Raw genomic sequence first — 13,401 nt, 5'->3', positions numbered from 1 at the left:
ACAGTCAGAAAATGTCACTCAAATCGAGTGTGTATGCCTGTACTGCCCGTGAAGCAACCGGAGCCGCCGCCGGCGTGCCGCGAATCTGATTGATGAGGACAATCAGTTTGTCCGAATAGCCCGGATCGGTGGCGTAACCGGCTTTATGCAGACGCTGTGCGGCCTGCTCCGGACTGACTGCCTGTTTCACACCGTGATAGCGCGGATTTTCAGTCAGCAGGCGGGTGTAATCGGCAATCGCCTCTTCATAAGAGCCGTAAACCCGGAAGTTATCCCGCATTTTGATGGTCTTGCCGTTGATCACCTCAGTGGTCATGATATTGGTGACCGGCCCTTCCCAGCCTTTTCCGGCTTTGATACCAAACAGGTTGTGACTGGTTTTGCCGTCAGCGGTCAGAATTTCCCGCTTACCCCAGCCGCTTTCCAGCGCGGCCTGCGCCAGAATCAGCAGATGATGCACGCCGCTTTTTTGTGACGCCGCTTTCGCCGGTGCTGTCAGTTTTGCAATGAAATTCTGACTGTTCAGCCCCAGTTCGCGCACTTTTTTCAACGGTGAACTCAGCGCATCCCCCGCGGAACTGAATTTCCGCATCAGTTGTGCCATCGCCTGCTGCGGCATCGACTGAATAACGGTGGCATCATCCAGCGGCATCATCGACGAACGCAGCGGCAGGTCCGGCTCATTACCCGCAGAAAGCTGCTTATACATCATATCGCCGAAGCCCAGCCCCTTTTCTGACAGGTTCTGGGCTATCTGCTGGTCATACATACTGGTCAGCATCCGCGTCTGATCGCTGGAGAATAATCCGTCCTGCGGCAGTGCGGCGCGCATGCTTTTGAGCATCATCTGAACAAAGGTCGCCTCCAGTTGCTGCGTCACCTGACGCAGCCCCTCCTGCGGTTTTTCATTCAGCTGCTGTTTCAGGCTGCCCAGCGACTGCACATCGTAGGCCGCACTCTGCATCAACTGTATGTCGCTCATCAGATGATCTCCAGTTTCGCCCGCAGACAACCGGCGCTTTCCATCGCCTGTAAAATCGACATCAGGTCAGTCGGTGTGGCGCCTAATGTATTGAGTGCCTGAATAACCTGATTAAGATTCGCTCCGGCATTCACTTTCTTCAGTGTACCGTCCTGCTCACGTATCCCGACATTGGTATTGCGGGTCACGACGGTCTGGCCACCGGCGAACGGGGTATCCGGCTGACTGACCTGAGTCTCGCGATCAACTGTCACCGCGAGGCTGCCGTGGGCGACCGCACAACTGTCGAGGGTGACAGTCCGGTTAATGACCACCGAGCCGGTACGGGAATTCAGGATAACTTTGGCTTCATTCTGCGGCGGACGGATATTCAGATCCTGCACCCGCGCCAGGAAGCGCACCTGATCACTGCTGCTCGGCGGTACGCGCAACTGTACGGTACGGGAGTCCAGTGGTGTCGCTGTGCCGAAGCCGTTCAGACGGTTCACTGCGTCACTGATATCCTGCGCCAGCGCAAAACTGTCTTCATTCAGCTGAAGATTAATCACGCCGTTCTGACCGAATCCGCCCGGCAGTTCACGCTCAATCGTTGCCCCGCCGCTGATACGGCCGCCGGCCAGCTGGTTCACTTTGACACTGCTGCCTCCGGCACTGACACCGGCACCGCCGACCAGGATATTACCCTGAGCCAGCGCATAAACCTGTCCGTCCACGCCTTTGAGCGGAGTCATCAGCAATGTGCCGCCGCGCAGGCTTTTGGCGTTACCCATTGAGGAAACGACCACATCGATTGCCTGGCCGGAGCGGGCAAACGGCGGCATTTTGGCGGTGACCATCACCGCCGCCACATTTTTCAGCTGCATATTCGTGCCCGGCGGGACAGTGATCCCCATCTGCGACAACATGTTATTCAGACTTTGTGTGGTAAACGGCGTCTGCATGGTCTGGTCACCGGTGCCGTCGAGGCCGACAATCAGCCCGTAACCAATCAGTGCATTCTCACGTACGCCCTGCACGGTGGTCAGATCTTTAATCCGCTCGCTGTGTGCGGGGATACTCGCCACACCCAAAACCGCAATCAGCAGGCCGGTCAGTACTTTTTTCATTCTCACTTTACCTCTGCTCAGTACGGTGACACATTCAGGAAGAAACGCTGTAACCAGCCCATATTCTGCGATTCATTGATATAGCCGTCGCCGACATATTCAATACGGGCATCCGCCACCTGCGTTGAGCTGACACTGTTATCCGCCCCGATGGTGCGCGGGTTGACCACACCGGAGAAACGGATAGATTCCGTGCCCTGGTTGATGGCGATCCGTTTTTCACCCACCACATGCAGGTTACCGTTAGCCAGCAGCTGATCTACTGTGACTGTAATCGTACCTTTAAAGGTGTTCTGGGCATTGGCACCGCCTTTGCCGGTAAATTCACTGTTACCTTTTACGTCCAGCTCTGTATTACCGCCGCCGAGCCAGCCCTGCATAAAGCCGGGCAGAATTGCGGCGAGAAACCCGGTTTTCCCGGCTCGGTTGGCATTCGCGGAGGAGTTTTTGCTGGCGCTGACGTTTTCCTGCAGATTGATGGTGAGGATATCGCCGACGTTACGCGGGCGTCTGTCCTCAAACAGCGGCTGATAGCCGTAGTAGGCCGGCTGTGCGCTCTGAAAAATAGCACCGTTCGCGGCCGGGGCAGTCGGTGCAGCCGGCAGCGCGGTGGTGTGGGTATCCACCAGCGGTTTGGGTTTGATGTAAGCACAGCCGCTGAGTGATACGGCAAGCACTGCCGCTGTCACCAGTCCGCGCCCGCAAACAGATGTTGCAGGAAAACTTGCGCAATCCTGCTGCCGTGGAACAATGCCGCTTTCAGTCATCTTAATACTCTTGCTGTTCTGTGCGTGTCTCAGTCAAAACGCCCCGGCGGTGATAATCTCAGCGCCGGGACAGGGATTACAGTTGTGTCAGACGCTGTAACATCTGGTCAGAGGCGGAAACGGCCTTACTGTTGATTTCGTACGCACGCTGCGTCTGGATCATATTGACCAGCTCTTCCGCCACGTTAACGTTCGATGTTTCCACCATGCCCTGATACAGACGGCCTGCGCCGTTGGTTTCCGGGGCACTTTCTGTCGGCGCACCTGAGCTGGCGGTTTCCATGTAGAGGTTTTCACCGATACTCTCCAGACCCGCATCATTAATGAAGGTGGTCAGGGTTATTTGTCCGACCTGCTGCGGCTGGCTTTCACCGTACATGGTGACAGAAACAGTACCGTCACGGCCGATTTCCATCTTCTGAGCCCCTTCCGGGATCATAATGGCCGGGACAATCTGATAACCGGATGAGGTCACCAGCTGGCCGTTCTGATCCGGATGCAGAGAACCGTCACGGGTATACGCATCAGAGCCGTCCGGCATCTGGACATGGATAAAACCCTGTCCGCTGATGGCGATATCGGTAGAGGTGCCGGTTTTGTTCAGCGCACCCTGAGCATGAATACGGGTGGTCGCCACCGGACGCACACCGGTACCCAGTTGCAGGCCGGTCGGCAGAGAGGTCTGTTCAGAGCTCATCGCACCCGGCTGGCGGATGTTCTGATAAAGCAGATCTTCAAACACCGCACGCTGGCGTTTAAAACCGTTGGTGCTGACGTTGGCCAGGTTGTTGGAAATAACATCCAGGTTCGTCTGCTGGGCTTCAAGCCCGGTTTTGGCAATCCATAATGAACGGATCATGATAATTCCTTACTGAATATTAACTCACAGAAAGCAGCTGATTGGCCCGCTGGGCATTCTCATCCGCGCTGTGAACCACTTTCATCTGCATCTCAAAATGACGCGCATTGGCGATCATTTCCACCATCGCCTGAGCCGGATTGACGTTACTGCCTTCCAGCACACCGGAAGACACTTTGCCGCGCTCACTGACCGGCAGTTCATTGCCGTTGGCGTTACGCGCCGCCGCCGTAAGATGAAACAGCCCGTCTTCCCCGCGCATCAAATCCTGCGGTTTCGCTTCCGCCACTTTCAGGCGGCCAATCTGTCCGAGCATCGTCGGCGGATCCGTCGGGATCAGCGCGGTGATAGTACCGTCACCGCCGATGGTCAGTTCTGCGTGCGGCGGCACATCAATCGCACCGCCGTCACCCTGCAGAAGGTGATCACCCAGCATCAGCTGACCGTCCGCTGAAACCTGAATACTGCCGTTACGGGTATACGCTTCTTCCCCGCCCGGCAGCGCAACCGCCAGGAAATGACCTTCGTTAAGTGCCACATCCATCTGACGGCCGGTGTAATTCAGCGGTCCCTGAGTCATGTCCGCCCCGGGTGTTGAAGAAACCACCAGTGTCCGGGTCTGCTCTGTATCACCGTTTACCGGCACGGCCCGCATCGCGGACAGTTGTGCCTTAAACCCGGACGTCGAGACGTTGGCAATGTTGTTCGAGACAATGGCCTGATTTTCCAGCGCATGCTTAGCGCCGCCCATTGCCGTATAAATGACGTGATCCATGGCCACCTTCTGTCTTTATGCTTAACGTAAGTTAACCAGCGTCTGCAGCATCTGATCCTGCGTTTTGATGGTCTGCGAGTTGGACTGATAGTTACGCTGCATCACAATCATGTTGATCAGTTCCTGGCTCATATCCACGTTGGAGGCTTCCACCGCACCGCCGGTCAGGTTACCGAACTGCCCGGTTCCCGGAACGCCGTCCATCGGGTTACCGGAAGCATTGGTCGCTTTCCAGACGTTACCGCCCTGGGATGCCAGACCATTATTGTTGGCAAAGGAAGAGAGTGCGATTTTACCGACGGTCCGCTTCTGCTGGTTGGAATAGCTGGCGGTGATGGTGCCGTCATTCTCAATTTTGAAGCTGGTATATTCACCGGACTGATAACCATCAACATCAATTTTGCTGACTGATGATTCGTTGACTTTCTGCTGACGGGTTTTGTTGAAACTCAGGTCAATCGTACCGTTATCCGCACCGTTTAAGCCTGTATAGTTGAATTTAAAATCAGCGGTACCTTTTAATTTACCGTTACCGTCAAATTCCATGTTGCCCAGATCCTGAACAGCCGCTGTTTTATCACTGCTGTCTTTGGCTTTGACGGTCCATTTATTGTCAGCGGTTTTAATAAAGTAAACCGCGACCTCATGGGTATTACCCTGGCTGTCATAGGTGGTCATGGTGGTGCTGAAGTTGTAACTGTCAGGGTTATCAGGGTCAAACGCAGCCACCGTCGGCACTTTATCATCTGAGTTCAGGTTGATTGTTAATTCACCTTTGGCTGACGCTTTGGCATCCATCATATCGGTCGGGATATTCAGTGGCTGCGGCACACCACCGGTCTGGATAGTCACGTCACCATTAGCATCAGTTCCCGCCGGGAAGCCGGTGACCATCATGCCCTGGTTGTTGACCAGGTTACCGCTCTTGTCACGGTGAAATTCACCATCACGGCTGTAAACCACATCACCATTACCATCCAGCAGACGGAAAAAACCGTTACCGGAAATCGCAACGTCTGTGGCACGGTCAGTACGGGTGATAGCACCGTCTTTGAAGTTCTGGGAAACCGCCGCAACGTTAACCCCGAGACCCACACCGGAACCGGCAAACATATCAGCAAAAGACGCATGCGCCCCTTTAAAGCCGTTGGTTGCGGAGTTGGCAATGTTGTTACCGATCGAATCAAGACCGGATGAAGCGGCATTCAGGCCGCTGACTGCTTGTGAAAAAGACATGTCACCTCCATGACAATTGGGTTTAGTAATTAAGAATCCGGATAAACTTTAAATATCTCAGACAGCAGCACGCTGTGGCCGATACCCACATCCAGTAACGGTGCATCCGCACCCGGTGTGACACCATTCACTTTTGCGTATTTCAGTCTGATTACACTACTTTCTGGTATTTCCTCTCCCTTCAGACTGGCCTTAACTTCAAAGGTATATTTTCCTTTGATATCAAGTACCAGCTCACCTTTATCATTACGCCCGTCCCATGTTCTGTCGTAGATATCCGGTTTTGTTTCACCGTCAATCGTGATAGTTCTGGCAATTCCTTTATTTTTATCGCGAATAGTTATCTCGATTTTATCCGCCGGTTTAGCGAGGAAGAAACCAAACGGAGAAGATTCAAATCCGGTCTGAATGTTATTATCGTCATCCTTGCTGTCATCACCTTTGTTATCATCGGCGAATGATGCAATTGATATATCTTCGCCCGGCAGAGGATTATCCGGTTTGACCAGGGTAATATCGTTGCTGACAGGAACCAACACCAAATCACTGCCCGGGATCAGAACATTTTTTCCGACCAGCTGTGTCGCCTGTAATGACTGACCGGAGTTAATTTGTTTTGATATACCACTGACACTGTCATTCAGATTATTCATACTTTCCAGTGTGGCAATTTGCGCCAGCTGACTGGTCAGATCCGTGTTATCCATCGGTTTGGTCGGATCCTGGTTCTGCATCTGCGTGACAATCATTTGCAGAAAGGTATCCCGCATATCGTCACTCTGACTTTTCTGCGGTTTTTTTTGCGTATCAATATCGTTATTGACCGGGTCATTGGTTGTTGCATTAATCCCCATGACTCACTCCGTTACTGTCCGAGGGTTAAGGTCTTCTGCAACAGCACTTTGGCTGTGTTCATCACTTCCAGGTTTGCCTGGTAGCTGCGGGACGCGGAAATGGTGTTGATCATTTCACCCACAGTGTCCACGTTAGGCATCCGCACATAGCCCTTTTCATCCGCCAGCGGGTGTCCGGGTTTGTATTCAAGACGCGGCGGTGCCGGGTCTTCAATCAGCTGGCTGACTTTTACACCGCCGATGTCATAACGCCCCTGCGGAGCGGTCTGAAATACCACCTGTTTTGCACGGTACGGCTCGCCGTCCGGCCCTGCGACACTTTCTGCGTTCGCCATGTTACTGGCGCTGACGTTAAGCCGCTGGGACTGTGCGGTCAGTGCGGAAGCGGAAATATCAAAAATACTCAGTAATGCCATGGTGATTACCCTTGCTGTAAGACAGCCAGCATGCTTTTCACACGGCTGTTAATAAAGGTCAGGTCAGCCTGATATTTCAGGGTGTTATCAGCAAATTGACTGCGTTCAACATCCATATCCACGGTATTACCGTCCATCGATGTCTGATACGGAACCCGGTATTTGAGATCGACCGCCGACGGCATTGCGGCACCGTGCCCGCTGATATGACCTTTTGCGGTCACCGCCATTGCCAGGCCGCTGTTTTTCACCGTGCCGTTATTCATCGCCTGTTTCAGCTGATGACTGAAATCGATATCCCGTGCCTGATACCCGGGGGTATCCGCATTGGCAATATTGGATGCCAGGATTGTCTGACGCGTTTCCCGCAGCGAAAGTGCCTGCTGCTGGAATGCAAACGTGGCATTTAACTTATCAAGCATGTCTGCCCTCTGTTGATGTGTTACGCCTGTTTTAGTGACAGGTATATTATCCGCCCCGGGAAAATCTAATGGCGGGATAAACGCGAAATAACCAACCTATTTACCGGATTCAACAGTGCGGAAATTGCGTAAACTGCGACCATCAGAAATAACCGTGTTTGTGCAAGGAGAAGAAAATGACATCCCGTTACCGCACCCTGTTTATCAGCGGATTACTGGTATTTTCCGCCTCAGCACACGCCGGTTTACCGGAAGATATCAACCGTTACTTCCGTCAGCTGCATCCGAAACCGATGCAGGTATCTGTTGAGATAAAAACCCCGATCGACCGCTGGCCCGCCTGCAAAAATCCGGTACTGCAACTGCCTGCGGGCGGACGCAACACCGGTAATGTGTCTCTGCCGGTGTTATGCGGCAAAAAACGCACCTTTATGCAGCTGGCTGTCAATGTCACCGGTCAGTATTACGTGGCGACCCGGCAGATTCAGCGCGGTGATACTGTTCAGTTTGTGGATATCGGCACAAAACGCGGATTACTTCACAAATTGCCTGCGGGCGCCGTTACCGATAAAATGTCGCTCCGCGGTGCAATTGCCCTGCGCAATATTGATGCAGGCCAGACCTATGTTGCCTCGATGACCCGCAAAGCCTGGGCAATAAAAGCCGGACAAAGTGTTTTTGTCATGGCGGACGGTGATAATTTCTCGGTAAAATATGAAGGCCGTGCCATTAATAATGCCGCCGCCGGAACGCCAATCCGCGTCCGGCTGGTCAATGGTCAGGTTATCAGCGGCGAAGCCCTTGAAAACGGCAGCGTGAAAGTGTCACTGTAGTTATATGCTGAGTGATAAATTTAGATATAAAGTTTCAGATAAGATTGCCGATAAACAATGAGCACAAGGGAGGCGCCCCTCCATCTCATACAGATCGGGAAAAGGAAAACAGATATGGCAATTGAGCAAACATCCGCGATTTCAGCACTGACCAAAGTGACTAACCGCGATCCGAAAGAGCTGGCCGCGCCGGTGCGCGATAAAAAAATTCAGGCTGAAGAGACAGTCCGCGAAAGCGCATTTTCGCCGAGCGAACTTCAGAAGCAGCTGCTTGCACCGGGTAAAAACGATATTAATACGGCAAGAGTCGCTGAAATCAAACAGGCACTGAAAGACGGCACATTACGGATGGACGCCGGTAAAATTGCTGACAGCCTGCTGCGCGATGCACATGAATGCATGTTATCCATGGACAGTGCTGATAAAAATGACTGATCAACTAATGGCTGATCAACTGCTGCCGCTGCTGGATCAACAACTCTCTCATTTGCAGTCACTGCACCAGGTGATGAAAAATGAAGAGTTGTTACTCGGCTACCCGCGCGTTCCGCAGTCCCCGTTTCAGGAAGCCACGGAGCAGAAACGCTTTCTGGTTGCCGCAATCGGCCATAATGAAACCCGCCGTCAGGCGCTGGAGCAGGAAAGCGGTCTGTGTGCCCCTTATGAAAATAATGAAACCATGCACACTGTCTGGAATGCGATCAGAGATCTGACCACCACGCTGAAAGAGATGAATTACCGCAATCATCAGATGCTGAAGCTGCATATGCAGTTTAATCAGGAACGGCTGGATTTTATGAAAAAGCATAATAACCAGGCAACTTACGGCTCTGATGGCCAGGAATCCCGTACTCCGGTGCTCGGCAAAAAAATTTCTGTCTGATAATTAACTGCCCTCCCCCGGCAGTTAATCTCCCCTGCGTATAATCTCACTGTTTATCATCCTGCGTTACTGCCGTGCCTTCCTGATATCACACCGGTAAACAGGATGCTCTCACATCATACCTTTATACACTTCCCGGAGTGCTGACCTGACATAATCAGTACCGGTTGTACCGATCATTTTTCCGGATACCCGGCTGGCAACCCAATCACTACACAACAATTCAGATATCCGGATAAACAAAGCCCGTCACCGCTTTTCATCAGTGATAAAAACTTTTTCCCGGGAAGAACGGCGGTGCATATAACAAAAAGGGGAACCTGCGTGCGCGGGTTCCCCTTTGGATGGTTATGTTGTCCGGTATTAACCGCCGATCATAGAGGTCATCCGTATCTGACGGCGGTCATTCAGTTCGAGATTAGACATTACTGCCAGCTGCGGCAGACTGCGGCGCAGGAAGCGGGATAAAATCAGACGCAGTGAGTGATTGACCAGCAATACCGTTGGTGCGCCCATGGCTTCCTGGTGCTGTACGGCATTCATTGCCTGCATTTCGATATTCTGTGCCAGGTTCGGCTCCAGGCCGCCACCGCTTTTCGACGCCTGTAACAGAATCTGCTCCAGCCCCGCATCCAGACCAATGACCTGAATTTCCCCGGACGCACCGAACCACTGCTGGGTGATGGCGCGACCCAGTGCAATACGCACCTGCGAGGTCAGAACATCCGTATCTTTCTGCTCACCATTCTCACCGGCCTGCTCTGCCAGCGTTTCAATGATGGTGCGCATATCGCGGATCATGACGTTTTCAGTCAGCAGATTCTGTAATACACGATGGAAGATAGTCAGTGACAATGTATCCGGAATCAGATCATCCGCCAGCTTCGGCATCTCTTTCTTCAGGCGGTCATACAGCATCTGCGCTTCCTGACGGCCGAACAGGTCACTCGCGTATTCCAGCAGGATCTGGTTAAAGTGCGTCGCCACCGCCGTACTGGCCGATACCACTGTGTAACCCTGAATTTGTGCCTGCTCACGCAGATCATCATCAATCCATACTGCCGGTAAACCAAAGGCCGGTTCCTGTGTGGCATCGCCTTCCAGAGAGCCGGCTGCATTGCCCGGGTCAATCGCCAGCCAGCGGCCCGGCTGCGCTTCACCACGCCCGACTTCCGCGCCTTTGATCAGAATCCGGTAGGCGGTCGGCGCCAGTTCCAGGTTGTCGCAGATATGCACCACCGGCGGCAGATACCCCACTTCCTGCGCGAATTTTTTGCGCAGTCCGCGGATACGTCCGAGCAGTTCACCCTGCTGATCATTATCCACCAGCGGGATCAGACGGTAGCCGACTTCCATCGCCAGCAGGTCTTCCGCCACCACATCATCCCAGGTCGCTTCCGTGACTTTGTTCGCCTCACGGAAATGCTGCTCCTGCGCATTGGTTTCGGTTTCTTTGACCGGCTCTTTACTTTTCTTCACCAGATACCAGCCGAGTGATGCCAGCGCCACCGTAAATAACAGGAACACAAAGTTCGGCATGCCCGGAATAAGCCCCAGCAATCCCAGAACCCCTGCACTCAGCCACATCACACGCGGGTTGTTGAACAGCTGGGTGACCATCTGTTCACCGGCATCTTCATCGGTTGCCACACGGGTCACAATCACACCGGCCGCAGTGGAGATAATCAGTGCCGGGATCTGTGCCACCAGACCATCACCGATAGTCAGCAGCGTATAGGTACTGGCGGCATCGCCCAGCGCCATATGATGCTGCGCCACACCGACAATCAGACCACCGACCACGTTAATGACCATAATCATGATCCCCGCGATAGCATCACCGCGGACAAATTTACTGGCACCGTCCATCGAGCCGTAGAAATCGGACTCCTGAGTCACTTCGGTGCGGCGGCGCTTCGCTTCTTCTTCATTGATGATCCCGGCGTTCAGATCCGCATCAATCGCCATCTGCTTACCCGGCATCCCGTCGAGAACAAAACGCGCACCGACTTCGGCAATACGTCCCGCACCCTTGGTGATAACCATAAAGTTGATTAACACCAGGATGATAAAGACCACAATCCCGATAGCAAAGTTTCCGCCGACCAGGAAGTGCCCGAAGGCTTCCACCACCCGGCCCGCCGCCGCAGGACCTGTGTGACCGTCCATCAGAATGATACGGGTTGAGGCCACGTTCAGCGACAGGCGCAGTAAGGTGGAAAACAGCAGGATAGTCGGGAACGCGGCAAAATCGAGTGTGCGGCGGGTGAACATCGCCACCAGCAGCACCATAATCGAAAGCGCGATATTGAAGGTAAACAGCAAATCCAGCACAAACGCCGGCAGCGGCAGTACCATCATTGACAGGATCATCAGGATGAGGACCGGCCCGGCAAGTAACTGCCATTGTGCTCCCTGCATCGTTTTCGGTAATCTAAAAAGTGCAGCCAGATTAGCCATTTCGGGTATTTTCTCCAACAAAATCAAGTGCCTTCGGCACCGGTAAATTCTTCGGTTTTTTCGGTTTCAGGCCGCCCTCACGACGCCAGCGGCGCAGCTGAAACACCCATGCCAGCACTTCCGCCACTGCGGCATACAGTGCCGCCGGGATCGACTGCCCCACTTCAGCATGACGGTAAAGTGCCCGCGCCAGCGGCGGAGCCTCCAGCAGTAAAATGCGGTTCTCCGCACCAATCTCTTTGATCCGCTGTGCCAGCACACCGGCACCTTTGGCCAGAACCCGCGGCGCGGTCATTTTTTTCTCGTCATATTTCAGAGCAACGGCGTAGTGTGTCGGGTTCGTCACAATCACATCCGCCTGCGGCACATCCGCCATCATGCGGTTACGTGCCATCGCACGCTGCTGCTGACGGATTTTCGCTTTTATCTGCGGGTCCCCCTCCTGCTGTTTAAATTCATCCTTGATTTCCTGGCGGCTCATCCGCAGCTTTTTCAGGTGCGAACGGAACTGCCAGAACACATCGAATGCCACCATCGGGATCAGCATAAAAATGATGAGGTAACCGGCAAAAAGTACTTTTTGCATCGCGTTTGCCATCGCTGTTGACGGGGATTCCATCGCCAGATGCAGTAATGACGGCCATGCCTGCCATAAAAAAATCCATGCGCCCAGGCCAATCAGCAGGGATTTGAGAATCGCCTTGAATAATTCGGCCAGCGCATTCATGGAAAAAAGGCGTTTCAGTCCCTTCAGCAGGCTGAGTTTTGTCAGGTCAAATTTGATGGATTTGGTGTTAAACGCCAGACCGCCGACCAGCGCCGAGGCGGAAATACCGACCAGAGCCAGACCACCGACAACCGGCAGCAGCGCAAACAAGGCTTCACCAATCACCTTTCCGAGAAAACGCAGCATCAGCCCCGGGTTCTGCAGATAAAAGTTATCGAAGATAAATCCCTGACGAAAAATATCCCGCAGCTGTCCCGCCAGATGGCCGCCGCTTAACCACAGCAGGCTGATACCCGCCAGCATCATCATCAGTGAACTGAGTTCTTTCGAGCGGACAATCTGTCCGTCTTCTTTGGCTTTCTGTTTTTTATGGGGGGTGGGTTCTTCTGTTTTTTCTACATCACTTTCATCAGACACACACGCCTCCGCCGTCTGCCGGGATTTTGCTTATGGCTATAGCATGACAGAGTGCGGCAAATTCAATGGTGGAAAATGACCGAACTTAACGGTGCAATTCCCTGATTAAAGCAGGAGTGGCGGTTTTATCAGCAGAAAATCACTCAGTGACGCCCGGAGGCAGTGGCCGGCCACGTAAAATAACCAATTTCAGCTGCGGAACCTGATGAAAGTCCGTATTTCGGACAATTCGTGAAATTAGGAACAATTCCGATAGGCACTTATTACCGGTACTTTATAATTTGCCACTGTTTTATTCCACGATAATCACAAGGTACTCACGAATGAAAAAAACAATTTTAGCCTGTTCTCTGGGTTTAATGGCTCTGGCTCTGACTGCGTGTTCCGGCGAAGAAAAATCAGCATCATCCGTTCCGGGTGCCACTGAAACCTGTAATAAATACTTCGCTGAAGTCGATGATTTAATGAAGAAAGCGACTGACAAAGCAGGTGATAACGAAGCGGTTAAAGCTCAGTTAGAACCAATGATGAAACAGTACGACGATGCGAAAAAACAGATCGCCGCACTGCCTGCTGACCAGCAGGATGCCGCATGTAAAGCCGGCAGCGAAGCAATGGCCCAGGTCAAACAGGCTATGGGTATCTGATTTCCGTTCTGACGGAC

At 53.0% G+C, this 13,401-nt stretch carries 15 protein-coding genes; 4 read left to right on the top strand and 11 right to left on the bottom strand.

The genetic code is table 11. The features are described from left to right. Positions 1 to 4: 4 nt before the first annotated feature. From flgJ to flgB, 9 genes are all read right to left on the bottom strand, one after another. Positions 5 to 982 carry a flagellar assembly peptidoglycan hydrolase FlgJ gene (flgJ, locus tag AAZR23_RS03120; protein ID WP_052927386.1) on the bottom strand — a complete coding sequence of 326 codons (978 nt, stop codon included), beginning with the start codon at positions 980 to 982 and terminating at the stop codon, positions 5 to 7. Then, complete coding sequence (locus AAZR23_RS03115; protein WP_218428043.1) at positions 982 to 2,088, bottom strand: flagellar basal body P-ring protein FlgI; 1,107 nt, start codon at positions 2,086 to 2,088, stop codon at positions 982 to 984. Before AAZR23_RS03115 ends, flgJ begins: the two co-directional genes overlap by 1 nt. Before the next feature lie 17 nt (positions 2,089 to 2,105). After that, complete coding sequence (locus AAZR23_RS03110) at positions 2,106 to 2,855, bottom strand: flagellar basal body L-ring protein FlgH (RefSeq protein WP_218428041.1); 750 nt, start codon at positions 2,853 to 2,855, stop codon at positions 2,106 to 2,108. Between the two features lie 76 nt (positions 2,856 to 2,931). Beyond that, the gene (gene flgG, locus AAZR23_RS03105) at positions 2,932 to 3,714 is read right to left on the bottom strand and encodes a flagellar basal-body rod protein FlgG (protein WP_046892427.1); all 783 of its coding nucleotides are present in this window, start codon (positions 3,712 to 3,714) and stop codon (positions 2,932 to 2,934) included. A 19-nt stretch (positions 3,715 to 3,733) separates the two neighbouring features. Then, positions 3,734 to 4,489, bottom strand: coding sequence for a flagellar basal body rod protein FlgF (locus AAZR23_RS03100; RefSeq protein WP_218428039.1), 756 nt, complete (start codon positions 4,487 to 4,489; stop codon positions 3,734 to 3,736). Between the two features lie 21 nt (positions 4,490 to 4,510). Further along, positions 4,511 to 5,725 (bottom strand): flagellar hook protein FlgE, encoded by a 1,215-nt coding sequence (gene flgE, locus AAZR23_RS03095; RefSeq protein ID WP_218428037.1) that lies wholly within the window; start codon positions 5,723 to 5,725, stop codon positions 4,511 to 4,513. A gap of 29 nt (positions 5,726 to 5,754) precedes the next feature. Further along, positions 5,755 to 6,579: a flagellar hook assembly protein FlgD gene (locus AAZR23_RS03090; protein ID WP_218428035.1), complete on the bottom strand. Its 825-nt coding sequence runs from the start codon at positions 6,577 to 6,579 to the stop codon at positions 5,755 to 5,757. An 11-nt stretch (positions 6,580 to 6,590) separates the two neighbouring features. Beyond that, the gene (gene flgC / locus AAZR23_RS03085) at positions 6,591 to 6,995 is read right to left on the bottom strand and encodes a flagellar basal body rod protein FlgC (protein WP_004236840.1); all 405 of its coding nucleotides are present in this window, start codon (positions 6,993 to 6,995) and stop codon (positions 6,591 to 6,593) included. A 5-nt stretch (positions 6,996 to 7,000) separates the two neighbouring features. Beyond that, positions 7,001 to 7,417 carry a flagellar basal body rod protein FlgB gene (gene flgB / locus AAZR23_RS03080; RefSeq protein WP_434690483.1) on the bottom strand — a complete coding sequence of 139 codons (417 nt, stop codon included), beginning with the start codon at positions 7,415 to 7,417 and terminating at the stop codon, positions 7,001 to 7,003. A gap of 176 nt (positions 7,418 to 7,593) precedes the next feature. Here flgB and flgA point away from each other — a divergent pair, with 176 nt between their 5' ends. The 3 genes from flgA to AAZR23_RS03065 all read left to right on the top strand — a co-directional run bounded on the left by flgA (position 7,594) and on the right by AAZR23_RS03065 (position 9,133). After that, positions 7,594 to 8,250, top strand: coding sequence for a flagellar basal body P-ring formation chaperone FlgA (gene flgA / locus AAZR23_RS03075; protein ID WP_054425700.1), 657 nt, complete (start codon positions 7,594 to 7,596; stop codon positions 8,248 to 8,250). Positions 8,251 to 8,364: 114 nt separating this feature from the next. After that, on the top strand, positions 8,365 to 8,685 hold the full coding sequence (gene flgM / locus AAZR23_RS03070) for a flagellar biosynthesis anti-sigma factor FlgM (protein WP_434690480.1): 321 nt from the start codon (positions 8,365 to 8,367) through the stop codon (positions 8,683 to 8,685). Positions 8,686 to 8,692: 7 nt separating this feature from the next. Then, entirely contained in the window at positions 8,693 to 9,133 is a 441-nt protein-coding gene (locus tag AAZR23_RS03065) for a flagella synthesis protein FlgN (RefSeq protein WP_182105064.1), read from the top strand. Between the two features lie 363 nt (positions 9,134 to 9,496). Here AAZR23_RS03065 and flhA read toward each other — a convergent pair whose 3' ends face one another. Together flhA and flhB are read right to left on the bottom strand one after the other, a co-directional pair. Next, positions 9,497 to 11,593, bottom strand: coding sequence for a flagellar biosynthesis protein FlhA (gene flhA, locus AAZR23_RS03060; RefSeq protein WP_434690477.1), 2,097 nt, complete (start codon positions 11,591 to 11,593; stop codon positions 9,497 to 9,499). After that, a complete protein-coding gene (flhB, locus tag AAZR23_RS03055; RefSeq protein WP_054425696.1) occupies positions 11,586 to 12,737 on the bottom strand; it encodes a flagellar biosynthesis protein FlhB in 1,152 nt (383 codons plus the stop codon). The genes flhA and flhB overlap by 8 nt, the downstream gene beginning before the upstream one ends. Before the next feature lie 323 nt (positions 12,738 to 13,060). Between flhB and AAZR23_RS03050 the strand changes: the two genes are divergently transcribed. Next, complete coding sequence (locus AAZR23_RS03050; RefSeq protein WP_046892437.1) at positions 13,061 to 13,384, top strand: DUF5339 domain-containing protein; 324 nt, start codon at positions 13,061 to 13,063, stop codon at positions 13,382 to 13,384. The last annotated feature ends 17 nt before the right edge of the window (positions 13,385 to 13,401 follow it).

It is taken from the genome of Morganella sp. Je.2.23, assembly GCF_051129855.1.
Lineage (GTDB): Bacteria > Pseudomonadota > Gammaproteobacteria > Enterobacterales > Enterobacteriaceae > Morganella > Morganella sibonii.
The sequence above is the reverse complement of the archived record's forward strand: the minus strand, read 5'-3'. Positions and strand labels throughout refer to the sequence as shown.